This is a genomic window from Streptomyces sp. NPDC048192 (assembly GCF_043202415.1).
Classification (GTDB): domain Bacteria; phylum Actinomycetota; class Actinomycetes; order Streptomycetales; family Streptomycetaceae; genus Streptomyces.
Genome location: NZ_JBIDAL010000007.1, coordinates 237,202 through 261,312, shown reverse-complemented (window position 1 = coordinate 261,312; position 24,111 = coordinate 237,202). Strand labels below are relative to the sequence as shown.

The 24,111-nt window shown below is 72.2% G+C and carries 21 protein-coding genes and 1 pseudogene; 9 read left to right on the top strand and 13 right to left on the bottom strand.

The window, feature by feature from the left end; all coding sequences use genetic code 11:
- Nucleotides 1-2: 2 nt before the first annotated feature.
- The 6 genes from ACGFZN_RS16955 to ACGFZN_RS16930 form a co-directional block, all read right to left on the bottom strand.
- A complete protein-coding gene (locus ACGFZN_RS16955; RefSeq protein WP_393859236.1) occupies nt 3-875 on the bottom strand; it encodes an endonuclease/exonuclease/phosphatase family protein in 873 nt (290 codons plus the stop codon).
- Nucleotides 876-1,002: 127 nt separating this feature from the next.
- Nucleotides 1,003-1,449, bottom strand: a complete 447-nt coding sequence (locus ACGFZN_RS16950) for a hypothetical protein (RefSeq protein ID WP_393859235.1) — start codon at nt 1,447-1,449, stop codon at nt 1,003-1,005.
- Nucleotides 1,450-1,547: 98 nt separating this feature from the next.
- On the bottom strand, nt 1,548-2,003 hold the full coding sequence (locus ACGFZN_RS16945; RefSeq protein ID WP_393859234.1) for a MaoC family dehydratase: 456 nt from the start codon (nt 2,001-2,003) through the stop codon (nt 1,548-1,550).
- Nucleotides 2,000-3,535, bottom strand: a complete 1,536-nt coding sequence (locus tag ACGFZN_RS16940) for a long-chain fatty acid--CoA ligase (RefSeq protein WP_393859233.1) — start codon at nt 3,533-3,535, stop codon at nt 2,000-2,002. The genes ACGFZN_RS16945 and ACGFZN_RS16940 overlap by 4 nt, the downstream gene beginning before the upstream one ends.
- A gap of 11 nt (nt 3,536-3,546) precedes the next feature.
- Nucleotides 3,547-4,431, bottom strand: a complete 885-nt coding sequence (locus ACGFZN_RS16935) for an amidohydrolase family protein (protein ID WP_393859442.1) — start codon at nt 4,429-4,431, stop codon at nt 3,547-3,549.
- Nucleotides 4,432-4,433: 2 nt separating this feature from the next.
- Nucleotides 4,434-5,351, bottom strand: coding sequence for an SDR family NAD(P)-dependent oxidoreductase (locus ACGFZN_RS16930; RefSeq protein ID WP_393859232.1), 918 nt, complete (start codon nt 5,349-5,351; stop codon nt 4,434-4,436).
- Nucleotides 5,352-5,458: 107 nt separating this feature from the next.
- Here ACGFZN_RS16930 and ACGFZN_RS16925 point away from each other — a divergent pair, with 107 nt between their 5' ends.
- The 4 genes from ACGFZN_RS16925 to ACGFZN_RS16910 all read left to right on the top strand — a co-directional run bounded on the left by ACGFZN_RS16925 (nt 5,459) and on the right by ACGFZN_RS16910 (nt 10,053).
- Nucleotides 5,459-5,977, top strand: a complete 519-nt coding sequence (locus tag ACGFZN_RS16925; protein WP_393859231.1) for a MarR family winged helix-turn-helix transcriptional regulator — start codon at nt 5,459-5,461, stop codon at nt 5,975-5,977.
- A 72-nt stretch (nt 5,978-6,049) separates the two neighbouring features.
- Nucleotides 6,050-6,871: a PaaX family transcriptional regulator C-terminal domain-containing protein gene (locus ACGFZN_RS16920; RefSeq protein WP_393859230.1), complete on the top strand. Its 822-nt coding sequence runs from the start codon at nt 6,050-6,052 to the stop codon at nt 6,869-6,871.
- A gap of 173 nt (nt 6,872-7,044) precedes the next feature.
- Nucleotides 7,045-8,448 (top strand): alpha/beta hydrolase, encoded by a 1,404-nt coding sequence (locus ACGFZN_RS16915; RefSeq protein WP_393859229.1) that lies wholly within the window; start codon nt 7,045-7,047, stop codon nt 8,446-8,448.
- A 15-nt stretch (nt 8,449-8,463) separates the two neighbouring features.
- Entirely contained in the window at nt 8,464-10,053 is a 1,590-nt protein-coding gene (locus tag ACGFZN_RS16910) for an MFS transporter (protein ID WP_393859228.1), read from the top strand.
- Between the two features lie 49 nt (nt 10,054-10,102).
- On the opposite strand, the gene ACGFZN_RS16905 is transcribed toward ACGFZN_RS16910, so the two are convergent.
- The 5 genes from ACGFZN_RS16905 to ACGFZN_RS16885 all read right to left on the bottom strand — a co-directional run bounded on the left by ACGFZN_RS16905 (nt 10,103) and on the right by ACGFZN_RS16885 (nt 16,016).
- Nucleotides 10,103-10,456 (bottom strand): hypothetical protein, encoded by a 354-nt coding sequence (locus tag ACGFZN_RS16905; RefSeq protein ID WP_393859227.1) that lies wholly within the window; start codon nt 10,454-10,456, stop codon nt 10,103-10,105.
- Between the two features lie 97 nt (nt 10,457-10,553).
- Nucleotides 10,554-12,935, bottom strand: coding sequence for a glycoside hydrolase family 3 N-terminal domain-containing protein (locus ACGFZN_RS16900; RefSeq protein WP_393859226.1), 2,382 nt, complete (start codon nt 12,933-12,935; stop codon nt 10,554-10,556).
- Complete coding sequence (locus ACGFZN_RS16895) at nt 12,932-13,750, bottom strand: carbohydrate ABC transporter permease (RefSeq protein ID WP_393859225.1); 819 nt, start codon at nt 13,748-13,750, stop codon at nt 12,932-12,934. The genes ACGFZN_RS16900 and ACGFZN_RS16895 overlap by 4 nt, the downstream gene beginning before the upstream one ends.
- Nucleotides 13,747-14,703, bottom strand: coding sequence for a carbohydrate ABC transporter permease (locus ACGFZN_RS16890; RefSeq protein WP_393859224.1), 957 nt, complete (start codon nt 14,701-14,703; stop codon nt 13,747-13,749). The genes ACGFZN_RS16895 and ACGFZN_RS16890 overlap by 4 nt, the downstream gene beginning before the upstream one ends.
- Before the next feature lie 8 nt (nt 14,704-14,711).
- Nucleotides 14,712-16,016, bottom strand: a complete 1,305-nt coding sequence (locus ACGFZN_RS16885) for an ABC transporter substrate-binding protein (protein ID WP_393859223.1) — start codon at nt 16,014-16,016, stop codon at nt 14,712-14,714.
- A gap of 135 nt (nt 16,017-16,151) precedes the next feature.
- Here ACGFZN_RS16885 and ACGFZN_RS16880 point away from each other — a divergent pair, with 135 nt between their 5' ends.
- From ACGFZN_RS16880 to ACGFZN_RS16870, 3 genes and pseudogenes are all read left to right on the top strand, one after another.
- On the top strand, nt 16,152-17,174 hold the full coding sequence (locus ACGFZN_RS16880; RefSeq protein ID WP_393859222.1) for a LacI family DNA-binding transcriptional regulator: 1,023 nt from the start codon (nt 16,152-16,154) through the stop codon (nt 17,172-17,174).
- Nucleotides 17,175-17,486: 312 nt separating this feature from the next.
- Nucleotides 17,487-18,182, top strand: coding sequence for a glycoside hydrolase family 11 protein (locus ACGFZN_RS16875; RefSeq protein WP_393859221.1), 696 nt, complete (start codon nt 17,487-17,489; stop codon nt 18,180-18,182).
- A gap of 70 nt (nt 18,183-18,252) precedes the next feature.
- Nucleotides 18,253-18,933 (top strand): annotated as a pseudogene (locus ACGFZN_RS16870) (polysaccharide deacetylase family protein); the annotation flags it as partial.
- A 169-nt stretch (nt 18,934-19,102) separates the two neighbouring features.
- Here ACGFZN_RS16870 and ACGFZN_RS16865 read toward each other — a convergent pair.
- Nucleotides 19,103-19,738 (bottom strand): DUF6629 family protein, encoded by a 636-nt coding sequence (locus ACGFZN_RS16865; protein WP_393859220.1) that lies wholly within the window; start codon nt 19,736-19,738, stop codon nt 19,103-19,105.
- Nucleotides 19,739-19,882: 144 nt separating this feature from the next.
- On the opposite strand from ACGFZN_RS16865, the gene ACGFZN_RS16860 reads away from it, so the two are divergent.
- On the top strand, nt 19,883-20,098 hold the full coding sequence (locus ACGFZN_RS16860; protein ID WP_393859219.1) for a DUF4177 domain-containing protein: 216 nt from the start codon (nt 19,883-19,885) through the stop codon (nt 20,096-20,098).
- Nucleotides 20,099-20,253: 155 nt separating this feature from the next.
- Nucleotides 20,254-22,686 (top strand): SpoIIE family protein phosphatase, encoded by a 2,433-nt coding sequence (locus ACGFZN_RS16855; RefSeq protein ID WP_393859218.1) that lies wholly within the window; start codon nt 20,254-20,256, stop codon nt 22,684-22,686.
- A 96-nt stretch (nt 22,687-22,782) separates the two neighbouring features.
- On the opposite strand, the gene ACGFZN_RS16850 is transcribed toward ACGFZN_RS16855, so the two are convergent.
- Complete coding sequence (locus ACGFZN_RS16850) at nt 22,783-24,072, bottom strand: YbfB/YjiJ family MFS transporter (RefSeq protein ID WP_393859217.1); 1,290 nt, start codon at nt 24,070-24,072, stop codon at nt 22,783-22,785.
- Nucleotides 24,073-24,111 lie beyond the last annotated feature (39 nt).

The following is a 24,111-nucleotide window of genomic DNA, read 5'->3' as shown; positions in this document are numbered from 1 at the left end:
CGTCACAGCGCCAGGTCGACCACTACGGGGCGGTGGTCGGAGATCGCCGAGCCCGGCGCGGACGCCGAGCGCACCGACGCCGCCGTGACGCCCTTCGCGAGGACGCGGTCCAGTTGCACGAGGGGACGGTGCGCGGGATAGGTCGGCAGGCGGATCAGGTCCTGCCAGCGGTCGGCCGGTCGCCGTGCCGAGCCCGGTGCCGCCAGGCCGAGCACGGTGCGCGGCAGCGCACCCACCAGGTTGAGGTCGCCGAGCAGCAGCTGCGGCCGGGGCAGTCCGGCGAGCCGGCGGCACACGGTGAGCAACTGGCCGATGTTCCAGCCGGGCACGAAGGAAAGGTGCACCGCCGCCACGGTGAACGGGCCGCGGGGCCCCTCCAGCACCGCCGCCACCGCGGCACGCGGCTGATCCCGGCTCAGGGCGAGTCCGCGCCGACCGGCGACCCGCAACGGCACCGGGCAGGGCGCCGGAGACAGCGGCAGCACCCGCCACTCCCGCACCGGAAGGCGGGACAGGAGCGCGATGCCGTGCGAGGGGACCTCCGGCGCCGGGCCGGTGTGCTGCGGGCCGTACAGGAGCGGCCCCGGCCGCGCGGGGTCGGGGACCCAGCCCCGCCCCGGCACCGGCCGTCCGTGCAGGGCGGAGGCGTAACGCCAGTCGTGGGCGTCCATGGCGCCGGCGGCGACGGCGGCCTGGTCGGCACCGCCCGACCGGTCCTGGAACCGGTCGAGCTCCTGCAGGGCCAGCACATCGGCGTCGAGAGCGGAGACGGCATCGGCCAGCGGCCGCCAGGGGACCTCGTCCGGCACGGGTACCGGACGGCCGTCGCCGCCTGTCTCCAGGCCGTGCAGGACGTTGAAGGTCGCGAACCGCACCCGCGCCTCACCCCGACCACGCCGAAGAAGAGGGCATCGTTCCCACACCGGAGGTCTATCACCCCCGGCCCGCCGGGAACGGGGAAACGCGCCCCTGCGCCGCGCTCCCGTCCGGCCGCCTGGACGATCAGCCGGCGAGGATCTTGCCCTCCTGCACGGTGTACTGCGCCGGCGCGGAGCAGCCGATGGACGGCGTGACCAGCAGGCTCACGGTGAGCGGCGCGGGTTCGGTGCTCGCGGTCGAGAACGTGCAGACCGCTCCGCTGCCCGTGAGCGGGTACCAGAACCAGCCGTCGGCGTCGCCGACGGTGACCCGGTCGGACTCCTTCCAGGCGCCCTGGGTGTGCCGGTACACCTGCAGCCGGACGGAGGCGGCGTACTGGTCCTGCGTCGACCGCAGTGCGGTCAGCGTGACCTTGTAGTCGCTGCCGAGGACGGAGGACGCGATGACCTGGGTGCGCGGTGCGGAGTCGGCGCCGGCCGCCCCGGCACCGGCCGCGCCCAGGCCGGCCGCCAGGAGCAGCGTGCATGCCGCGGCGGCCGCACCGCGCGCGTGGTTGCGGACAAGGCTCATGTGTTCCCCCAGTGGAGCAAGCTGGACCAATAGGTCGGATCGGCTCGTACAGTGATAAGACGAGTGATCTTGCCCCGGGGTTGTACGGGGTGAGCCGGTCAGGCGTAGAAGCGGGACAGGCTCTGCAGCACCGCGGCCGGCTTGGCGCCGCCCTCGGTCTCGATCGTGCCGTCGACGGTGATCTGGACACCGCCGGGCACGTCCTCGACCGAGCTGAGGCGGGCGGCGAGCCGGATGCGGGAGCCCGCCTTCACGGGTGCGGGGAAACGGACCTTGTTCAGGCCGTAGTTGACCTTGGTGGTCACGCCCTGCACGTCCAGCAGTCCGGTGAAGAGGGGGATGAACAGGGACAGGGTGAGGTAGCCGTGCGCGATCGGCGCGCCGAAGGGGCCCTGGGCCGCCCGTTCCGGGTCGGTGTGGATCCACTGGTGGTCGCCGGTGGCGTCGGCGAAGGTGTCGATCCGCTCCTGCGTGACCTCGATCCACTCGCTGGTGCCGAGGTCGCTGCCGGCGAGCTTCTTCAGTTCGTCCAGGCCGTTGACGGTGATGCTCATGCGGTGCCTTCTCCTTCGGGGAGCCGGGGACTGGGGGTGCCGTAGCGGTGGCGGAGGCGGGACTTGAGGAGTTTTCCGGAGGCGGTGCGCGGGAGTTCGTCCGCGACGACCACCGATTTGGGGATCTTGTACCGGGCCAGCCGCCCGGACAGCGTGGCCAGGACCTCCTCCGGGTCGAGCTCGGCCCCGTCGGCGGGGACCACGACCGCGCGGGGCACCTCGCCCCACTTGTCGTCCGCCACACCGATCACCGCGCACTCGGCGATGCCGGGGTGGGCGAGGAGGAGGTCCTCTATCTCGGCGGGGTAGACGTTCTCACCACCGGAGATGATCATGTCTTTGATCCGGTCGACGATGTACACGTAGCCGTCCTCGTCGACGCGGGCCGCGTCGCCGCTGCGGAACCAGCCGTCGGCGAAGGCGGCCTCCGTCTCCTCGGGCAGCCCCCAGTAGCCGGGCATGACATGCGGTCCGCGCACCACCACCTCGCCGGTCTCGCCGACGTCGACCGGGGTGAGGTCGGGCCGTACCACGCGTACGTCGCTGAAGAAGTGCGGTACGCCGGCCGAGCCCGCCTTGCCGACGGCGTGCTCGACGTCCAGGAAGAGGGTGCCGGGCGCGGCCTCGGTCATGCCGTAGCCCTGCAGGAAGGTGAGTCCGCGCTGCTGGTAGGCGGCGATGAGCGGGGTCGGCACCGGCGATCCGCCGCAGGTGAGGATGCGCAGCGAGGACAGGTCGGCCTCCGCCCAGCGGGGGTGCCGGGCGATGCGGTCGAACATCGTCGGCACCCCGAACATGAAGGTGATCCGGTGCCGTTCGATCATGTCGAGCATCGCGGCGGGGTCGAACGCCTCGGCCAGGACGCAGGCGCCGCCCTTGAGCAGGACCGGCAGGGTGAGCATGTTGAGGCCGGCCGTGTGGAACAACGGGGCGCAGACCAGGGCGCGTTCGTCGGCGATCAGGTCGTGGTCGACCAGGACGTTGACGGCGTTCCAGGTGATGTTGCCGTGGGTGAGCATCGCGCCCTTGGGGCGGCCGGTCGTGCCCGAGGTGTACATGATGAGGCACGTGTCGTCGGGGCCGACCGGTTCGTCGATGGGCTCCTCCGGCGCGGCCGCCAGCGCCTGTTCGTACGCCTCGCCGGTCTCCAGGTACGTCCGTACGTCCGTCTCGCCCGGCAGTCCCGCGACGAGGCCGGCGTGGGCGGGGCCGTACACCAGGGCCTTGGCTCCGGAGTCGGCGAGCTGGTAGGCGATCTCGGGGCCGGTGAGGCGGGTGTTGAGGGGGACGAAGACCGCGCCGAGGGTGCCGGCGGCGAACAGGGTCTCCAGGTAGGCGGGGTGGTTGGGGCCGAGGTGGGCGATGCGGTCGCCGCGCCGGACGCCTCGGGAGCGCAGGGCGTGGGCGAGGCGGGTGACGCGGCTGTGCAGGGTGCGGTAGTCGGTCGACCGGCCGCCGTGGATCAGGGCCGTGCGGTGCGGGGTCTTGCGGGCCCGGCGTGCGGGCCACGACCCCAGTCCCTCGTTGCGCATCAGTCACCCCTTCACGGTTTCGTCAGCCCGAGCAGCCGGGCCGCGTTCTCCTTGAGGATCTTGGGCCTGACCTCGTCCTTGACGTTCAGCTTCGCGAAGTCGGCCAGCCAGCGGTCCGGGGTGAGCACCGGGAAATCGGAGCCGAACAGGACCTTGTCCTTCAGCAGCGTGTTGGCGTACTGCACGAGCTGCGGCGGGAAGTACTTCGGCGACCAGCCGGAGAGGTCGATGTGCACGCCGGGCTTGTGGGTGGCCACCGCCAGCGCCTCGTCCTGCCAGGGGAACGACGGGTGCGCCAGGATGATCTTCATGTGGGGGAAGTCCGCGGCCACGTCGTCCACATGGAGCGGGTTGGAGTACTTCAGGCGGATGCCTCCCCCGCCGGGCACGCCGGCGCCGATGCCGGTCTGCCCGGTGTGGAAGAGGGCGATGGCGCCGGTCTCCTCGATCACCTCGTACAGGCCGTACGCCACCGAGCGGTCGTCGGGGAAGAACCCCTGGATGCTGGGGTGGAACTTGAAGCCCTTCACCCCGTACTCCTCGACGAGCCGCCGGGCCTGCCTCACGCCCGCCTTGCCGCGGAAGGGGTCGACGGAGGCGAAGGGGATGAGGACGTCCGGGTTGGCCGCCGCGGCCTCGGCGACCTCCTCGTTGGGCACGGGCGCCGTGCCGGTCGCGGACTCGGCGTCCACGGTGAAGACGACGGCGGCCATCTTCCGCTGGCGGTAGTAGGCGGCGGTCTCCTCCAGGGTGGGCTTCCGGTTGCCCTCGACCTTGAAGTAGGCGGAGGAGGCGTCGTGCAGGTGGTCGTCCAGGGAGGAGTGGCCCTTGGCGGACACCTCCGCGTGGGTGTGGACGTCGATCGCGACGAGGTCGTCGATGTTGAGGGCCGGCATGCTCACGCCTCCGGGATCCTGGGGGCGGGGATGCCCACGGTCTGCGGTTCGGCGCCGACCGAGGTGTGCCAGGCGTCGGCCAGGGCCTCCGGCGTCCAGCCGCCGTCGGCGTACGCGGCCCGGACCTCCTGCGGATGCGACCACAAGGCCACCTTGTCGCCGCCGATCCCGATGCACTGGCCGGTGATGCCGCGGGCGGCCTCGGAGGCCAGGAAGGGCACGAGCGCCGCGCAGTCCTCGGGGGTGCCGAAGCCCTCGCCCTTGCGCAGGAAGTCGGGCAGCGGCTCGCCGTTCCTCATCGCCTCGACGTACGGGGCGAAGGCGGGGATGGTCTCGGTCATCGCGGTCGCGGCGACCGGCACGATCGCGTTGACGGTGATGTGCGCGCGGGCCAGCTCCATGGACCAGGTGCGGGCCATCGCGGCGATCCCGGCCTTGGCGGCGGCGTAGTTGGTCTGGCCGAAGTTGCCCCGCTGCCCGGCCGGGGAGCCGACGAGGACGAGCGTGCCTCCCTCTCCCTGCTCGCGCATGCGGACGGCGGCGGCGCGGGCGCAGGTGAAGGTACCCCTCAGATGGGTGGTGATCACCGCGTCGAAGTCGTCGTCGGTCATCTTCCACAGCACCTTGTCGCGCAGGATGCCCGCGTTGGTGACGAGGACGTCGAGCCGGCCGAACTCGGCGACGGCACGGCCGACCAGCCGGTCGGCGGCCTCGGCCGTGCCGACCGGGACCACCTCGGCCACGGCGGTGCCGCCGGCCTCGGTGAGGGACTTGACGGCCTGCTCGGCCACGGCTTCGTCGACGTCGTTGACGACCACGGACGCACCGTGGGCGGCGAGGGCGTGCGCATAGGCGAGACCGAGGCCCCGGCCGCTGCCGGTGACGACGGCGACCTTGCCGGTCAGATCGATGGTGGGCACGGGCGATCCCTTCGCATGGGGTGGAGTCGGGTGGGGTCGTGGCGAGATCGAAGCTAAGAGCAATAATTGTTGTCGTCAATAGTTGATGCCGACGTTCAGGGTGCGTCATGCTGGCATCCCCGCCACCGAGACCCAGGGAGCCCGCCATCGCCGGCCAGCACACCGACACCCCGACGCCCATCGACGCCGACGAGCCGTGGATGCGGGCGCTGCACGCGGACACGGGCTATCTGCTGTACCGCCTGGGGCTGCGCTCGGGTCAGTTGTTCAACACGTTCCTGCAGGAGTCGGGGCTGCGGCTGCGGCACTACGCCGTGCTCCGCTTCCTCGCCACGTGCGAGGGCGCGCTCCAGCGCGAGCTGAGCGCGCGGCTCGGCTACGACCCGAGCGCGATCGTCGGCCTGGTGGACGACCTGGAGAAGCTGGGCTTCGCGGAGCGCCGCCCCGCCCCGGAGGACCGCCGCAGCCGCATCGTCGTCCTCACCGAGGACGGCCGCGCGTTCCTGCGCGACACGGACCAGGCGGGCCGGCGTGTGACCGACGAACTGCTCACCCCGCTCGCCCCCGCCGAACGGGAGGCGCTGCACACCCTCCTGCTGCGCGTCGCGGAGCACAGGCTCGACTGAACCCCGGGACGCCCGGCGCCGGCACCCGGCACCGCGCGCGTCAGGCGGGGCGCGGCCTCGTAAGGTGTCCGCGTGACCGGTCCCGTCCCCCGCCCCCAGTCCCTCCTGCTCAGCTTCCTCGGCGACGAGGTGCTGGGCCGCGGGGTGTGCGTCTACACGGGCAGCGTCATCGAGGTCTTCCGGCGCGCCGGAGTGGGCGAGCAGGCCACCCGGTCCACGCTCACCCGCATGGTCGGCCGGGGCCTGCTGAGCCGCCGGCGCGAGGGCCGGCGGACCTATGTCGGCCTCACCGAGCGCTCGGAGGCGATCCTGCGCGACGGCGAGCAGCGCATCTGGAGGACGGGTGCGGTCAACCGGGACTGGGACGGCACCTGGACCCTGCTCGGCTTCTCGCTCCCGGAGTCGTGGCAGCGCCAACGGCACGACCTGCGCTCGCAGTTGACCTGGGCCGGCTTCGGCGCGCTGTTCAGCGGGCTGTGGATCGCTCCGGGCGAGGCGGACGTCTCCGGGATCGTCGCCGAACTCGGTCTGGAGGCCCATGTGAAGGTCTTCCGGGCGCACGCGGACGCCGGGACGGACATCGCCGAGATGATCGACGACACCTGGGACCTGCCCGGACTGGCCGCCCGCTACCGGGACTTCCAGGCGTCGTGGCAGCCATACGCCTCGGGCGCCACCCGCCCGGCCGCCGAAGACGCCCTCGCCCTGCGCCTGAGGCTGACCGCCGAGTGGCTCCAAGTGATCCGCAGCGACCCCCGGTTGCCCCTGCGGCACCTGCCGGCGGACTGGCCCGCGGCCGGCGCCGAGCAGACGTTCCGCGCGGTCCACGCCGCCCTGGAGGCGCCCGCACGGGACGCGGCGCGCCGGCTGATCGAGACGATTCCGGCGGCGTAGCCGTGTCGACCCGCTAGCGCCTCCCGCACCGCGCCACAGCCCGCCCCGCTCGTGATGTTGTGCACCGCCTTGACGGCCGCAAGAAATCAGCCCTACATTCCTCCCCACCTTCGTTCAGTGCACTGAGCATCTGCCAGGTCTCCGCTCCGCAACCGCCTCGAGGAGCCACCTCCATGCCCGCCAGCACCCGCGCCCGAACTCCCCGTGCCCGCCTGCGCGTCGCCCTCGCCGCCCTGGCGTCCGCGGCCCTCACCGCCCTCCCCGCGCCCGCCGCCCAGGCGGACACCGGCACCTCCGGGCACCTCACCGGCACCCTCGCCGACGGGGCCTCCTGGATCGCGGACGTCCCCGCCCGCTGGAACGGCACCCTGCTGCTGTTCAGCCACGGCTTCGGCCCCACCGTCGCCCAGGACGCCCCCTCCGGTGCCGTACGCACCGAGCTGCTCGCCGAGGGGTACGCGATGGCCGGGTCGTCGTACGACCCCCATGGCTCGATGTGGGCCCTGAACAGCGCCGAACACGACCAGTTCGCCACGCTCGACGCCGTCGCCGCGAAGATCGGCGGCCCGCGGCGCACCCTGGCCGTAGGCCAGTCCATGGGCGGGCTCGTCAACGCGCAGATCGCCCGCGACGGCGCCGGCCGCGTCGACGGCGCGCTCGGCCTGTGCGGGCTGGTCGCGGGCGGCACCGATCTGGACAACTACCAGCTCGACGCCGAGTACACCCTCGCCCGGCTGCTCCTGCCCGGGCGGGACGTCGGCCTGGTCCGCTTCGGCTCCGCCGACGACGCGGCCGCCACCGCCCAGCAGCTCACCGACGCCGTCACCACCGCCCAGGCCACGCCGCAGGGCCGCGCCCGGATCGCGCTGGCCGCCGCCTTCCTCAACCTGCCCGCCTGGGCGCCCGGTCAGGACCGGCCCGCCCCGGGCGACTGGGCGGGCCAGGAGGAGCAGCAGTACGCGTGGTTCGCGCAGGGCATCCTGTCCTTCGTCGAGGGCGGCCGGTACGCCGTCGAGCAGTCCGCCGGCGGCAACAACTCCTGGAACCGGGGCGTCGACTACGGCCGCCTGCTCACCGGTTCCGTGCACGCCCCGCAGGTCCGCGCGCTGTACCGGGCCGCCGGGGTCGACCTGCGCGCCGACCTGGCATCCCTCACCCGGGGCGCCTCGATCACCGCCGACCCCGCCGCGGTGCGTGCCGCGCAGCGCACCTCGTCCGCCGGTCAGGGCCTCGGCGTGCCCCTGCTGGACGTGCACACCGTCGCCGACAACCTGGTCCCGGTCGAGCAGGAGCGGCAATTCGGCGACCGGGTGCGCGCGGCGGGGGACGGCGCGCTGCTGCGGCAGGCCTACGTGGAGCGGCAGGGCCACTGCGCGTTCACCACGGCCGAGACCGTGGCCGCCCTGCACGCGCTCGAACACCGCGTCTCGTCCGGTCACTGGGACGACGCCGCGACCCCGGCCGCGCTCCAGCGCTCCGCCACCGCGCTCGGTCTGGACGGGGCGGCCTACGTCCCCTACCGCCCGGCACGCCTGACGGTCGGCCGCGACCGGCCGGCGCACCCCACCCGCCCCTGACGTTGGGACCCTGTCATGTCCGACGCTTCCGCCGCCCCGCGCGGTTCTCTGCCCCTCGGCACGCTCGTCGCCGGCTGTCTCGCCGTCTGCCTCGCGCAGATCGGGCTGGCCATACCGGCCACCCTCAACGGCCTGTTCCAGGAGCACCTCCACCCCGTCGGCTCCCAGCTCACCTGGATCTCCGACGCGTTCCTGCTGCCCGTCGCCGTCCTGGAACTCACCTTCGGGGTGCTCGGGGACCTCTTCGGCCGCAAGCAACTCCTCATCGGCGGCGCGGTGCTGCTGTGCGCGGGCGAGGCCGTGGCCGCGAGCGCCTCCGGCATCCATCAGCTGTGGGCGGGGCAGGCGCTGGCCGGGCTCGGCGCCGCCGCGCTCTTCCCCACCTCGCTCGCCATGATCGCGGCCGGCACGCACACCGGTCCGCAGCGCGCCCGCGCCATCGCCGTCTGGGCGTCCAGCCTGTCGGCGGGCGGATTCCTCGCCCCGCTGCTCGGCGGCATCACCGGCACCTACGGCTCCTGGCGGTCGGCGTTCGTAGTGGTGGCCGCCCTGGCCGCGGTCAGCGCCCTGGTCAGTCTCCGGCTGGCCGCCAACTCCCGCTCCCCCGAGGGCCGTTCCCTCGACGTGGGCGGCCAGGTCACCATCGGCGTCGGACTGTTCGCGCTGCTGTACGCCGTCATCCAGGGGCCGGCGGACGGCTGGGGCTCGGCTCCGGTGGTCGTCGCGTTCGTGATCGCCGCGGTGGTCGTGGGCCTCTTCGTGGCCGCGGAGAGCCGGGCCCGATCGCCCCTGCTGCGTCTGGACCTGTTCCGCAACCGTTCCTTCGCCATCGCGTCGGTCGTCGCGGTCGTGGGCATGTTCAGCTTCCTGGGCACGGCCTATGCGGCGAGCATCCGGCTCGGCCCCATCCAGCACCAGAGCCCGATGCGCACGGCCTTCGCGTTCCTGCTGCTCAACGGCATCACCCCGGTGCTCACCCCGCTGACGTCCCGGCTGCTGCACCGGCTGCCCGCACGGGCGCTGCTCTCCACCGGTCTCGCACTGATGGCCGCGGGCGACTTCCTGGCCGCCGCGCTCGACGTCGGCGACGGGCACCTCACCTCGCTGATCCTGCCCCTTGGCCTGGTCGGCATCGGCTTCGCCTTCACGGTGTCGTCCATCACCGCGACCGCCGTCAACACCGTGCCGCTGCCGCTGGCCGGGATGGCGAGTGCGGCGACCAACCTGCTGCGCGACTTCGGCTTCACCCTCGGGCCCGCGGTCATCGGCGCGGTCGCGCTGAGCCAGGCGGCCTCCCGGGTGACCTCCGCACTGGCCGCCTCGGCGTCCCTGAACGCCGAGGCGCGGGCGGCGGCCCACGAGGTGCTGAAGGAGGGCGGCCCCCTCGCCCTGAACTCCGTCCCCGCCGCCTCCCCGCCGGGCGCGGCCCGCGCGTACGCCCTCGACGCGCTCGGTCACGGCTACGCGATCGGTTTCGTGGTGTGCGGGGCGGCCGCCCTCTTCTCGGCGCTGCTGGCGGTGACCGCGCTGCGGGGGCGTACGGCGGAGGAGACCGGGTCGCCGGCACAGGAGGGGACGGAGCGAAGCGCCCTGGCCGCGGGGTGAGCCGGGGCCGCTCGGGACCGTCTCGTCGGCGCCCGGGGAGTGCCGGAGATCAGTCGCCGGGGCGGAACCGGAGCGCCGACCAGGTGTCGTCGACGGCGATCTGCCGCACCGGCCGCACGCCCCGCTCGGACAGCGCGGCGGCCAGGGTGTCGCGGTTCAGATCGGTGCCGAGCTTCCCGCCCTTCGGGTAGGCCACCCAGGCGAGGGCATCGCGCCGCGCGGCGGCGAGCGCCGCCTGCGCGTGCGGGCCGGGGAGGTCGGCGGAGGTGGTGACGAAGGCGAGGACCGCGTCGGCCGAGGCCGGGTCGGCGCCGGACCCGGCCTCCAGGTGGACGTCGTCGGGCTTGCCCAGCACGACGACGCTCTGGCCGGGCTTGATCTGCAGCTTGTCGAGTACGGTCACCTCGCTGATCCTGCCACACAGACGCACGACGGCCGTTCCCCCCTGCCGGCTGTGCCGGCAGGGGGGAACGGCCATGCGCGGGAGGAGACCCGGTGTCTCAGCCGGCGGCTCCCGTCTCCGGCTCGAAGCGCGCGTGGAACCGCCGGGTGTGGTCCACGTGGCGTTCCGGACCGGTCAGGGTGACCGTCGCCGTCAGGCGGGCGTCGCTGCTGGAGGCCGCCAGACGCAGGTGCAGTTCGCCCGGTTCCACCACGCGTCGTCCGTCGCGGCCGGTGAAGGAGGCGAGGTCGGCCGGCACGGTCACCCGCAGCCGGCGGCTCTCGCCGGGCTCCAGCGGCACCCGGGTGTAGCCGACGAGGCGCTGCACGGGCTGGACGACGGAGGCGACGGGGTCGTGCAGGTAGAGCTGTACGACCTCGGTGCCGTGCCGGTCCCCGGTGTTGCGGACGGTGAAGGCGAGGGAGAACTCGCCGCCGGTGTCCGCCTCCGGCCGCTCGACCGACAGCTCGCCCCAGTGGAAGGACGTGTAGGACAGTCCGTGTCCGAAGGCGAAGGCCGCCGTGGGGTCGATGTTGGAGACATCGCCGGCCTGGGCGAGCCGGGCGCCGAGGTAGGTGGCGGGCTGGGCGCCGGAGCCGCGCGGCACGCTGACGGGCAGCCGCCCGGAGGGGTTGGTGCGGCCGCTCAGCACTCCGGCGATGGCGGGGGTGCCTTCGGCGCCGGGGAAGAAGGACTGCACGAGGGCGGCCGCCTCGTCCACGGCGCGGCCGAGGGCGTAGGGCCGGCCGGCGAGCAGGACGGTGACGACCGGCGTGCCGCTGTCGAGCAGGGCGTCCAGCAGCTGCTGCTGGGCTCCCGGCAGGGTCAGCGATTCGCTGTCGCAGCCTTCTCCGCTGGTTCCGCGCCCGAAGAGGCCCGCGCGGTCTCCGAGGGCCGCGATGACGACGTCGGCCTCGCGTGCGGCGCGGACGCCGTCGTCGATGCCGGTCACGTCGCCGTCGTCGACGCCCGTGCCGCGTACGACGGTGAGCTCGGCGTCGGGGAACTCGTGCCGGAGGGCGTCGTGCAGGGTCGGCAGCTCGATGCCGGCCGGCGTCTCGGGGTGGTGCACGCCGACGTGCTGGGGGAAGGAGTAGCAGCCCAGCACGGCCGTGCCCTCGGTCGCGGTGGGGCCGACCAGGGCGATGCGGCGCGGCCGGTCCAGCGGCAGGGTGCCGTCGTTGGCCAGCAGCACGACCGCTTCCTCGGCGACCGTGCGGGCCAGTTCCCGGTTGGCCGGCGAGTCCAGGTCGATCGTGCCGCGCAGCGTCTCCGGGTCCTCCGGGTCGGCTCCCGCGAGCGCGGCCGGAACCGGGTCCCAGCCGGCGTCGAGCAGCCCGAGCCGGGCCTTCTGGGTGAGCACCCGGCGCAGGGCGCGGTCGATGAGCGCCTCGGGCACCCGGCCCGCCGCGACGGCCTCGGCGAGGGGCGCGCCGAACGTCTTCACGGTGGGCAGTTCCACGTCGACGCCGGCGTGCAGGGCCTTGCCCGCGGCCTCCGCCCAGTCACCGGCGACGCCGTGCAGCATCTTGAGGAAGGCGATGCCGAAGTAGTCCGCGACGACCGTGCCCTCGAAGCCCCAGGTGTCGCGCAGCAGCCCGGTGAGGAGGTCCTCGTCGGCCGCCGAGGGCATCCCGTCGGTGTCGGTGTAGGCGTGCATGACGGAGTCCGCTCCGCCCTCGCGCAGCGCCATCTCGAACGGCGGCAGGATGACGTCGGCGCGTTCGCGCGGGCCCATGCCGACGGGCGCGAGGTTGCGGCCGGCGCGGGAGGCGGAGTAGCCGGCGAAGTGCTTGAGGGTGGCGACGATGCCGGTGGACTGCAGGCCCTGGACGTAGGCGGTGCCGATGCTGCCGACCAGGTACGGGTCCTCTCCGATGGTCTCCTCGACCCGTCCCCAGCGGGCGTCGCGGACCACGTCGAGGACGGGGGCGAGGCCCTGGTGGACGCCGACGGACCGCATGTCGCGGCCGATGGCGGCCGCCATCCGGCGGATCAGGTCGGGGTCGAAGGTGGCGCCCCAGGACAGTGGCACGGGGTAGGCGGTGGCGCCCCAGGTGGCGAAGCCGGCGAGGCACTCCTCGTGGGCCAGGGCGGGGATGCCGAAGCGGTTCGCGGCGGTGATCCGCTTCTGGGTGCGCGCCAGGGACAGCGCGCCGAGCGCGGGGTCGACGGGCGCGGTGCCGAAGGGGCGGGTCAGCTGTCCCAGACCGGCGGGCAGGAGGGCGTCGAGGTCGACGGCCTCCTCCATGTCGTGCTGGTGCGGGGCGACTTCGCCGCCCTCGGCGGAGGCGCCGACCCACACGCCGTACAGTTGGGCGATCTTCTCGTCCAGGGTCATGGCGTCGATGAGCGCGGACACACGGACGGCGATGTCCTGGGTGGGGTCGTTCCAGACAGGGGCTTCGGGGGTGGTCTCTACGGCCACGTTGGCGGTCACTTTCCTCCCACGCCCATCAGGCCCTGGACGAGGGCCCTGCGGGCGAACAGGTAGACGAGCAGGACGGGCACCATCGACAGCATCACGGCGCCCAGCAGGCCGGGGATGTCGATGCCGTGTTCGGTCTGGAAGTTGTACAGACCCAGGGTGATCACCTTGGTCGAGTCCGACTGGGTCAGGACGAGCGGGAACAGGAAGCCGTTCCAGGCCTGGAGCGCGGAGAACACCACGATGGTGGACAGGCCGCCGCGCGAGAGCGGGACGACGAGCTGGAAGAACATCCGCCGCGGGGTCGCGCCGTCCACCGTCATGGCCTCGAAAAGCTCCGGGGAGATGTCGCGCATGGCGCCGCTGAGGATCAGGGCCGACATGGGCAGGCAGAACGCGGCGGTGGGCAGGATGATGCCCAGGAGGTTGTCGTACAGGCCGGCTTCGCTGATCAGGTAGAACATCGGGACGATGACCGCCTGGGCGGGGATGGCCAGGCCCAGCAGGAACAGCCGGAAGATCTGCGAGGTGACCCGGCTGCGGCTGCGCACGATCGCGTAGGCGAGCGGCGGTACGAGCAGCAGCACCACGCCGACGACGCAGACGGTGACGATGATGGTGTTGAGGAAGTACCGGCCGAAGCCCGAGTCGAAGGCCGACGTGTAGTTGTGCAGGGTGAAGTCGTGGGGGAAGGACAGCGGTCCGTTCTTGGCGTAGTCCTGCCGGGTGCGCAGGGTCGCCGCGAGCATCACGTACAGCGGCAGGCCGACCAGGACGAGCCAGACGATCGAGCCCGCTCCTGCCAGGTAGTTGGGGCGGCGCCTCATGAGACACCCTCCATGTCGCTGCGCATCTTGTCGTAGCCGGAGACGCGGACGACGATCAGCGAGATGATCGTGGCCGCGACGACCAGGCACAGCGCGATGGCCGAGCCCGCGCCGAAGTCGAAGCCCTGGAAGGCCTTCTGGTACATGTAGTAGGCGCTGATCGTGGTGTCGCTGCCGGGGCCGCCCTGGGTCAGGATGAGCACCGTCTCGAACGTGGTAAGCCCGCCGACGACCATGAGGATCATCGAAGTGATCATCGAGTTGCGCAGCTGCGGCAGGGTGATGTGGAAGAACTGGCGGTAGCGTCCCGCGCCGTCGATCTCGGCGGCCTGGTACAGCACCTGCGGAATGGCGCGGGCGGCGCCCTGGTAGATCAGGGTGTGGAACGGGGTGAACTGCCAGGTGCTGACGAAGGCGAGCACGCCGATGGCGGTGGCCTGCTTGCCGAACAGGTTGCCGTCACCGAACAGCCAGGTCATCCGTGCGGGGATGCCGAAGTTCGGGTCCAGCAGCGCCCGCCACAGCACCGACACCGCGGTGGAGGACAGCAGCAGCGGAACGAAGTAGATCGCCGACAGCACCGCGCGGTTGCGCTGGTGGCCGGCGGCCCACACGCCGAGCACGATGCTCAGCGGTGTCTGCAGGACCACGCCCAGGGTGGTGAGCAGGAGCGTGAGCCAGATGCTCTTGATCATCACCGGGTCGTCGAGGATGCGGTGCCAGTTGTCCAGGCCGACGAACTGGGGAGATCCCAGGCCGTTCCAGCTCATGAAGGACAGCACCGCCACCACGACGAGCGGGACGAGGGCGAAGAGGGCGAAGAAGACGGTCGCGGGCAGCGCCCAGAGGAAGGTCGGGCGCGTGCCGCGGGCGGCGCGGGTGTCTTCCGGCCGGCGCCGGGCCCCCTTGGGGGCCGCGGCGGCGGGCGGAGCACTGGTGGTCTGTGTGCTCATGAGGGGTTTCACTTGGCAGGGAGGGCCTGCATGGCCTTGATGAAGCCGTCCGCGTCGAGCTGTCCGTTGAAGAACTGCTGGACGGCCTGGTGGATGGGCGTCATGGCCGCCGGCGGGTAGGCCTGGTCCCACGACAGCTGGAAGGACTTGGCCTTGGCGACGAGGTCGTACTGGAAGCGCGAGTACGCCGGGCTGGCCGACTGGTCCAGGAACTTCGGGGTGTTGGTCGTCGTCGGCAGGTTGCCGATGGACATCTGGGCCTTGACGAACTCGTCGGAGTACATGAGCTTCAGGAACTTCGCGACGGCGTCGGGGTGCTTGGTCCGCTTCAGCACGGAGTAGAAGTTGTTGGTGTTGCCGACCACGTCGGAGGTGTCGCCCTTGCCGCCGGGGACGGTCGGGAACGCGGTGTAGCCGAGCCCCTTGGCCGCGAACTCCTTGGCGTCCTGCTGCTGCTGGGCGTAGTACCAGGAGCCCATCAGCTCGAAGCCGGCCTTGCCGGAGGCGACGAGCGCGGGCGAGGCGCCGTTGGTGTACTTCACCGAGTCGTAGTTCTTGCCGAAGGCCCCGGAGTCCACCAGCTGCTTGAGCATGCCGAGCGCCTTCTTGCTGTCCGCGCTGGCCCACGCGTCCTTGTCCCCGTCGAGGGCCTTCTGGAACAGGCCCGGTCCGGCGACCCGGTCGTAGACGTACTCGAACCACATGAGGGTCGGCCACTGGTCGCCGCCGCCGAGGGCGATCGGCGTGACGCCGGAGGACTTCAGCTTCTTCACCGCGGCGAGCAGCTCGTCCCAGGTCTGGGGCGGCTTGACGCCCGCCTTGTCGAGCACGTTCTTGTTGTTGAACAGCAGGACCGGCTGGGTTCCGCGCATGGGGACGCCGTAGGGGTGGCCGTCGACGACGGCGCTGTTGAAGACGGCGGGCAGGAACTTGTCGTCGAGGTTGGGGTCCTTCTTGATGAAGTCGTCCAGCGGCATCAGCAGGCCGGCCTTGACGAACGGCTGGATGCTGCCGCCGCCCCAGTTGAAGAAGATGTCCGGTGCCTTCGGAGTGCTGATGATCGTCTGCAGCTTCTGCTGGTAGTCGGCGCCGGGGATGGTGTCGAGGACGGCCTTGACGTCCGAGGTCTTGTTGAAGGTGTCGACGATCTGCTTCTCCACCTTGTTGCTGGCATCGCCGTAGACCAGGACATGGATCTTGCCGTCGTCCGCCGAGCCTCCTCCACTGCCGTTCCCGCAGGCCGCGAGACTCGCCGAGAGAGCGAGCGCCGTGGCACAGACGAGCACCCGGGACATCCGTACACGCATGATCATCCGCCTTCCGAAAGTTTCGGCATCTTCGCCGAAAGTACTGCGGCTGGACAGTAGGCGCACAGAGGAGAATCGGTCAACGGTCGTGCATCCACGCGGCCAAACCGTTATCGGTGACCCATGGCCTATGCTGCGGCCATGCGCGAAGAAGACCAGGTGGCCCGCAGAGTCACCCTGGCGACCGTGGCCAGGGAAGCCGGCGTCTCGCTTCCGACAGTTTCGAAGGTGCTCAACGGTCGTTCGGATGTGTCGTCTGCGACCCGGGCCAAGATCGAGCATCTGCTGGAGGTCCACGGCTACCGCCGGCGCACACTGGGCGCGCCGCCCACACCCCTCATCGAGATCGTGTTCCACGAGCTGGAGAGCGTGTGGGCCATGGAGCTCATCCGCGGCGTGGAGAACGTCGCCAAGCAGCACAACGCGACCGTCGCACTGACGGAGAGCGGGACCCGGCAGGCTCCCGGACCCGAGTGGATCGAGGGTGTGCTGCGCCGTCGGCCCCTGGGGGTGCTGCTGGTCTTCTCCACCCTGCCCGAGGACGTCAAGCGGCAGCTCGTCTCCCGGGCCATACCGTTCGTGATCGTGGACCCGGCCGGCGACCCCGACCCCGATGTGCCGTCCGTCGGCTCCGCCAACTGGGCCGGGGGGCTCGCCGCCACGCGGCACCTCACCGACCAGGGGCACCGCCGCGTCGCCATCATCACCGGCCCCGAGGACCTCATGTGCTCACTGGCCCGCCTCGACGGCTACCGCTCGGCGCTGGCCATGGCCGGCGTCGAGGCGGACCCGGGGCTGATCCGTTTCGGCGACTTCCACGTCCAGGGCGGTTTCGAGCACGCGCTGGACCTGCTGCGGCGCCCGGACCGGCCCACGGCCATCTTCGCCGGCAGCGACCTGCAGGCCCTGGGCGTCCTGGAGGCCGCACGGGTACTGGGGCTCAGCGTGCCCGGGGAGCTGTCGGTGGTCGGTTACGACGACGTGCCGCCGGCCCAGTGGTCGAGTCCGCCGCTGACCACCGTGCACCAGCCGCTCCAGCGCATGGCCGAGGAAGCGGCCCGTATGCTTCTGCAACCGAAGAACGCCAAGAAGTCCGCCTCACGGATCGAGCTGGCCACGCATCTCGTGGAACGCCAGAGCACCGCACCGCCGACCCGGGTCTGAGCCATTCGAAACTTTCGCACTGCTCGTTCGAGCACTGCGAGGGGTGAGCGTGCATTGCATACCACCCCGAAGGGCCTTCGTAAGAGCCATAAGAGGTCAGAGACGCGGCTACAGCAGATCCAACGAAAGTTTCGTTAATAGACGAGCCTCTGAGAGGCTGACTTTCGTTGAAGTTTCGGAAACGAAGCCGTTGACCGCCCTTCTGAGCCGGGCGCATACTCACTGGCGCTCGACGCCCCGCAGCGGCGCCAGTTCGCCCCGTTTCACCTCTCGCTGCCGGGTCTGCCCATCGGCCTTCACACAGGAGGAAGCATGGACATGGACCACGCGTTCGATCAGAAGATGAGCCGCAGAGGCTTCATCGGCCGCGCCGGTGCCCTGGCACTGGCCACCACCGCGTCCGGGCTGCTGCTGCCCGGCACCGCCCACGCGGCCACGACCATCACCACGAACCAGACCGGCACCAACAACGGCTTCTACTACTCGTTCTGGACCGACGGCGGCGGGTCGGTCTCCATGACCCTCGGCTCCGGCGGCAACTACAGCACCTCGTGGACGAACTGCGGGAACTTCGTCGCCGGCAAGGGCTGGAGCAACGGCGGGCGCCGGAGCGTGCAGTACTCGGGCAGCTTCAACCCGTCCGGCAACGGCTATCTGTCCCTGTACGGATGGACCTCGAACCCGCTCGTCGAGTACTACATCGTCGACAACTGGGGCACCTACCGGCCCACCGGCACCTACAAGGGCACCGTCACCTCCGACGGCGGCACCTACGACGTCTACGAGACGACGCGGTACAACGCCCCGTCCGTGGAGGGCACCAAGACCTTCAACCAGTACTGGAGCGTCCGGCAGTCGAAGCGGACGGGCGGCACGATCACCACCGGCAACCACTTCGACGCGTGGGCGCGCTACGGCATGCCGCTGGGCAGCTTCGCCTACTACATGATCCTCGCCACCGAGGGCTACCAGAGCAGCGGCAGCTCCAACATCACGGTGAGCGGCTGACGTTCGCTTCCGCGACGGCTCGATCCACGCTCGGCCCCGACCACGCCGACACGAGGAGGACCAACCCCGCATGCGCACCCCAGCACGCTCCCCCGCCATGGCCCTGGCCGCCGCCGCGACGGCCGTGGCCGCCACCGTCACGCTGTCCGTCGACGCCGGCCCGGCGCACGCCGCGACCTGCACCGGCTACGTCGGGCTCACCTTCGACGACGGCCCGTCCAACGACCACACCCCGGCCCTGCTCAACGCGCTCAGGCAGAACGGACTGCGCGCCACCCTGTTCAACGAGGGCCAGTACGCCGCGGCCTACCCGGCCCAGGTGCGGGCCGAGATCAGCGCCGGGATGTGGGTCGGCAACCACAGCTACACCCATCCGCATCTGACCCAGCTGAGCCAGTCCCAGATCGACTCCGAGATCTCCCGCACCCAGCAGGCCATCGCCAGTGCGGGCGGCGGCACTCCGCAACTGTTCCGTCCGCCCTACGGCGAGACCAACGCCACGGTGCAGGCGGTCGAGGCCAAGTACGGTCTGAGGCAGATCATCTGGGACATCGACTCGCAGGACTGGAACGGCGCGAGCACGGACGCCATCGTGCAGGCCAACGCCCGGCTCACCAACGGCCAGATCATCCTGATGCACGAGTGGCCCGCCAACACGCTCGCGGCCATCCCCCGCATCGCCCAGGTGCTGGCGAGCAAGGGCCTCTGCGCCGGCCGGATCTCGCCGCAGACCGGCCGCGCCGTGGCCCCCTGACAGGCAGTCAGGCGGCGCGGCGGTAGCACGCCGCCCCGCCGCAACGCACCCGCCGTCCCATCGGCCCGGTCCCCCTGCGGGACCGGGCCACTTGCCTGACTGCGGGAACCAGAACCCCTCAACTATCCGGTCAGGAACGGCAGTTGAGCGTGGAAGGGCCGTGCCCCTACCGGCCGGACCGCGCACCGGCGGACATCCTGCGTGCGCGCAGCCACCGGAACAGCACCACCGAACACAGCGCCGCGAACGCACACCAGGTCGACACGAACTCCAGCCGCCACAGCGCCCAGCACACCACCGCTCCCACGGCGGCCAGGACGCCCAGCACGAACAGCCACCGGTCGCCGGACAGCAGCAGAGAACCCACCGTGGCCAGCAGATAGCCCACGACGAGCGGCACCACCGGCGAGGCGTGCAGGGCGTAGCCGACGGTGTGACCGCGGATCTCGGCCGTCACCGGGTCGCCGGCCAGGGCGCGGGCGAGCAGCGCGGCGGTCACCGCTCCCGCGGCGAGCGGGAGGACCAGCCGGAGCCGGGCGTGCGGCGGGGCCACACACATCACGCCCGCCGGGACCCAGAGCGCGAGCACCGGCAGCGCGATCACGGCCCAGGCGAGGGTCGCCGGGCCGCCTCCCCCGCCCGAACGCCACACCGCCGACTCCACGATCTGGTGGGCGCCCAGCAGCAACGGCACGGCCGCCAGCGGAAGTTCACGGCCGCTGCGCACCAGCGCCACACAGGCCGCCCCGACCGCCGCGACAGCGCTGCCCGCCGCGAGATCGGCCGTCGCACTCCAGCACATCCACGCCACCAAGGGTCCGCCACGGGCCTTCCGGCTCTGCCGCCGACCACGGTACGTCCTTCCGCCACGGCCTTCGATGATGATTGGCTTGCCCCGGCCCTCGCGCCCCACCACCCGCCCCGGCAGTCAGGAGGACTCCGCACCATGAGCAGTGGCCACGCGTTCGAGTACAAGGTCGTCACCTTCCGGGAGTCGCTGATCGGCGACGCCCTGGACAGCGACAAGCTGGAGAAGGTTCTCAACAAGCACGCGGAGGACGGCTGGGGCCTGAAGGCCATCACCTCCGCCGACGTCAAGGGCCGTATAGGGCCCGGGGCGGTGGAGGGACTGCTGCTGACCTTCGAGCGTCCGCGGCAGTGACGTCCGCGGAGGCCTGAAGGCCTTCCGCCACGGCGACGGGCGGGCCGGCAACGCCCCGCGGCCCGCCTGCCCCGGCGGGCGTACGGCTCGAAGACACGCCCGGGTCCATGTGAGACTGTGGTGGCAGGAAACCCGTCTGCGGATACGGTCGAGCGATGGATCTCAGGGATCTGGCCGACAGGCACGGGGGCGATCCGTTCGGCATCACGACTGCCGCCGTCGCCCTCGTGGACGTACACGGCCTGATCCGCTACTGGAGCCGGAAGGCCGAGGACCTCCTCGGGTATCCGGCGTCCGGCGTGCTGGGGCGGTCGGCGGCGTCCCTGCTCGCCGGCGAGCGTCCACCCGCCTCCGTGCTCGCGGCGGCCCGGCGGCTCGGGGAGGGCTGGGAAGGGCTGGTCACCGCACGCCACCGCGCAGGCCACCCGGTCGAGCTGGCCCTGCGGGTGTGTCCGCTCAGCGCCGAGCACGGCTCCGGCTGGCTCGCCGTGGCCTGCGACGCCGCCGACGCACGCCGCTGGCAGCTCGACCAGGCGGTGATGCGCGGCCTGCTGGAGGAGTCGCCCATCGGTATCGCGGTCCTCGACGCCGAGCTGCGCTTCCAGTGGGTGAACCAGGTGCTGGCCGCCATGGAGGGACTGCCGGCCGGCCTGACGGCCACCCGTACGGCGCCCCCCGGCCCGGAACAGGTGCCGTCGGCCGTGGACTGGCAGGCCCGCCAGGCGCTGATCTCGGGGCAGGGCACGCCGACGGTCGAGCATGTGCCGCCGCCGCACGGCAGGTCCCGGCGCAACGCGCAGAGTCACCTCAGGCTCCGCTCCTCCTTCCCGCTGAAGGACCTCGACGGCAAGACGCTCGGCGTGTGCCACACGGCCGTCGACTTCACCGCCCAGGACCGGGCCCGCGCGCGGCTCGCCCTCGTCAACGAGGCAGCGCAGCGCATCGGTACGACCCTGGACCTCGACCGCACGGTGCAGGAACTCGCCGAGGTCCTGGTGCCGCAGCTCGCCGACTTCGTGGCGATCGACCTCTTCCAGGGCGTCCTCGCGGCCCGGGACCTCACTCCCCGGCCGGTCACCGGCGGCCCCCTCCAGCGGGCGGCACACGTGTCGGTCCGGGAGGAGCTGCCGGAGGCGATCGTCCCCATCGGGGGGCCCTCCGCGTATCCGGCCAAGTCCCCGCAGCAGCGGTGCCTGACCACCGGCCGGCCGATCCTGGATCCGGTGCTGGACCCGACGACGTGGTGGCTGGCGGACGATCCGCAGCGCATGGCCAAGATCGTCGGCCTGGGTGTGCACAGCCACCTGGTGGTGCCGCTGCGGGCGCGCGGCGCGACCATGGGGGTGGTCACGCTGCTGCGCTGGGAGAACCCCGGCCCCTTCGACGAGGACGACCTGCTGCTCGTGGAGGAACTGGTGGCGCGCGCGGCGGTGTGCGTGGACAACGCACGCCGGTTCGTCCGCGAGCACAACGCCGCCCTCGCCCTGCAGACCAGTCTGCTGCCGCCCGACCTGCCCGATCACTGCGCCGTCGAGGTCGCCTACCGCTATCTGCCGGCCGACCCCGAGGCCGGTGTGGGCGGCGACTGGTTCGACGTCATCCCGCTGTCCGGGGCCCGCATCGCCCTGGTCGTCGGGGACGTGGTGGGACACGGCATCCACGCCGCGGCCAGCATGGGCCGGCTGCGTGCGGCCGTACAGACGCTGGCCGACATGGACCTGCCGCCCGACGAGCTCCTCGCCCACGTCGACGACCTCGTCCTGCGCCTTTCCGACGAGGCGGAGGCCGCCGAGAACGGGCCGATGGTGATCGGGGCGACCTGCGTCTACGCGGTCTACGACCCGATCTCGCGGAAACTCAACGTGGCCCGTGCCGGGCACCCCGCTCCGGCCATCGCCCACCTCAGCGAGCCGGTCGAACTGCCCGACATCCCCGCCGGTCCCCCGCTCGGGCTCGGCGGGCTGCCCTTCGAGTCGGCCGAGATCGAACTGGAGGAGGGCAGTGTCGTCGCGCTCTACACCGACGGTCTGATCGAGGCGTCGGACCGCGATGTCGACGTCGGCTTCGAGCGGCTCTGCTTCGCCCTCGCCCACCCCGACCGGCCGCTGGAGGAGATCTGCGACACGATGGTCCGCATTCTCCTGCCGGACCATCCGCACGACGACGTCGCCTTCCTCATCGCCCGGACCCATGCGCTCGCCCCCGACCATGTGGCCAGCTGGGAGGTGCCCGCCGACCCCCGTGCGGTGCACGAGGCACGCGACAACGCCATCCGCCAGCTGGCCGCGTGGGGACTGGAGGACATCGCCTTCACCACCGAACTGATCGTCAGCGAGCTGGTCACCAACGCGATCACGCACGCCTGCGGACCGATCGGCCTGCGTCTGATCCGTGAACGGACGCTGATCTGCGAGGTGCAGGACGCCAGCAACACCTCGCCCCATCTGCGCCGCGCCCGCACCACCGACGAGGGCGGCCGCGGCCTCTTCCTCGTCGCCCAGCTCGCCCAGCGCTGGGGCACGCGCTACACCGCCACGGGCAAGACCATCTGGGCGGAACAGCAGGTCCCGGGCAGCGCACCCTGCTGAGCGGGTCCGGCTCCGCGCCGGAACTCCGGACGCGATGGGCCTCCGGCCACCGCGCGGCCCGGGCACGGGCGGGCTGCCCGGCTCCCCGGTGCCGCCCTACCGGCCCGGGTCCCGCCCGGCCTCCGGGAAGCCGGCGGACTCGTCACCGGGCACGCGTGCGGTCGGTTCCGGGGGTGTCCGGTGCGTCATCGTCGTGCGGCCCGGGAAACCGGCCCGCAGCACGGCGGCTGCCGCGGCGGCGGCCAGGACCACGGCGGCGGCGAGGAGGAGCGCCTGGTGGTAGCCGTGCCGCAGGAGCGGTGTGACCACCGGCGGGCCCAGCATCTGGCCGACGGAGTACCCGGCGGTGAGCAGGGCCACCGAGCGCGGCACCCGCAGGTGCGCTCCGGTGGCGAGGGCGAGCGTGCTGATGCCGATGAACGTGCCCCCGAACAGGGCCGCCGAGACCAGGGCGGCCGGCACTCCGGCGATCAGGACCGGCAGGGCGATGCCGGCCGCCTGGATCACGAGCGCGGCCAGCAGCAGGCCGGGCCGGGACCAGCGGCGCCCCAGCCACGCCCACAGCGCCGCGGACGGCACGGCGGCCAGCCCGACCAGCACCCAGGCCCCGCTGCCGGCCCAGCCGGGGGAACTCTGCTCGATCGCGGAGACCAGGAAGGTGCCGGCCACGATGTAGCCGATGCCTTCCAGGGAGTAGGAGACGAACAGGGCGGTGAACCACCGGTGCACACCTGTTCCTGGCGTGGAAGCCGGGCCGCCCGCGGTCGCGGGCGGAGCCGCTTCGGGGCGCAGGTTCCAGGAGGCGGCGCCCAGGAGTGCGGCGAGGGCGGCCGAGGCGTACCACGCGGTGCGCCAGCCGGCGAGCGGGCCGAGCCAGTGCAGCGCCAGGACGAGCAGGCCGGACAGCGCGATGCCGGCGCCGACTCCGCCGAACCCCCAGCCGGGCAGGTGCGCGGGGTGCCGGCGCAGATGGCCGAGAAGGGAGCTGACGGCGATGACGAAGATCAGCGCGCTGGCCACCCCGGCCGACAGCCGGAGCACGAACCACACCGACGTGTCCCGGGCAGCCGGCATGAGGGCCAGGCTGCCGGTCAGTACGGCCAGGGAGGTGCGCAGCACGGCGGCGGAGCGCACCAGCGCCGGCAGCGCGATGCCCGCGAGCGCTCCCAGGAGATAGCCGGCGTAGTTGGCGGTGGCCAGGTTCGCGCCGGTGCCCGCCGTCAGCCCCGCCTGGGCGTGCATCAGGGGCAGGATCGGGGTGTACACGAAGCGGCCGACCCCCATGCCCGCGGCCAGCGCCGCCGCGGCTCGGGCGACATGGCCCCACGGCGAGGCAGGGTGTCCGCCGCTCCGGTCGCCCGGGGCGCCCGGTCGTCGTGCGCTCATGTCGGAGCCCTCCGGCCGTCCCTCATGTGCGTACTCCGT

What these genes read in the sequence shown, in the direction of transcription:
- ACGFZN_RS16950 (WP_393859235.1), bottom strand. Translation starts at nt 1,449, where the DNA reads ATGAGCCTTGTCCGCAACCACGCGCGCGGTGCGGCCGCCGCGGCATGC.
- ACGFZN_RS16945 (WP_393859234.1), bottom strand. Translation starts at nt 2,003, where the DNA reads ATGAGCATCACCGTCAACGGCCTGGACGAACTGAAGAAGCTCGCCGGC.
- ACGFZN_RS16940 (WP_393859233.1), bottom strand. Translation starts at nt 3,535, where the DNA reads ATGCGCAACGAGGGACTGGGGTCGTGGCCCGCACGCCGGGCCCGCAAG.
- ACGFZN_RS16935 (WP_393859442.1), bottom strand. Translation starts at nt 4,431, where the DNA reads ATGCCGGCCCTCAACATCGACGACCTCGTCGCGATCGACGTCCACACC.
- ACGFZN_RS16925 (WP_393859231.1), top strand. Translation starts at nt 5,459, where the DNA reads ATGCTGGCATCCCCGCCACCGAGACCCAGGGAGCCCGCCATCGCCGGC.
- ACGFZN_RS16915 (WP_393859229.1), top strand. Translation starts at nt 7,045, where the DNA reads ATGCCCGCCAGCACCCGCGCCCGAACTCCCCGTGCCCGCCTGCGCGTC.
- ACGFZN_RS16910 (WP_393859228.1), top strand. Translation starts at nt 8,464, where the DNA reads ATGTCCGACGCTTCCGCCGCCCCGCGCGGTTCTCTGCCCCTCGGCACG.
- ACGFZN_RS16895 (WP_393859225.1), bottom strand. Translation starts at nt 13,750, where the DNA reads ATGAGGCGCCGCCCCAACTACCTGGCAGGAGCGGGCTCGATCGTCTGG.
- ACGFZN_RS16890 (WP_393859224.1), bottom strand. Translation starts at nt 14,703, where the DNA reads ATGAGCACACAGACCACCAGTGCTCCGCCCGCCGCCGCGGCCCCCAAG.
- ACGFZN_RS16885 (WP_393859223.1), bottom strand. Translation starts at nt 16,016, where the DNA reads ATGATCATGCGTGTACGGATGTCCCGGGTGCTCGTCTGTGCCACGGCG.
- ACGFZN_RS16880 (WP_393859222.1), top strand. Translation starts at nt 16,152, where the DNA reads ATGCGCGAAGAAGACCAGGTGGCCCGCAGAGTCACCCTGGCGACCGTG.
- ACGFZN_RS16875 (WP_393859221.1), top strand. Translation starts at nt 17,487, where the DNA reads ATGGACATGGACCACGCGTTCGATCAGAAGATGAGCCGCAGAGGCTTC.
- ACGFZN_RS16865 (WP_393859220.1), bottom strand. Translation starts at nt 19,738, where the DNA reads ATGTGCTGGAGTGCGACGGCCGATCTCGCGGCGGGCAGCGCTGTCGCG.
- ACGFZN_RS16860 (WP_393859219.1), top strand. Translation starts at nt 19,883, where the DNA reads ATGAGCAGTGGCCACGCGTTCGAGTACAAGGTCGTCACCTTCCGGGAG.
- ACGFZN_RS16855 (WP_393859218.1), top strand. Translation starts at nt 20,254, where the DNA reads ATGGATCTCAGGGATCTGGCCGACAGGCACGGGGGCGATCCGTTCGGC.
- ACGFZN_RS16850 (WP_393859217.1), bottom strand. Translation starts at nt 24,072, where the DNA reads ATGAGCGCACGACGACCGGGCGCCCCGGGCGACCGGAGCGGCGGACAC.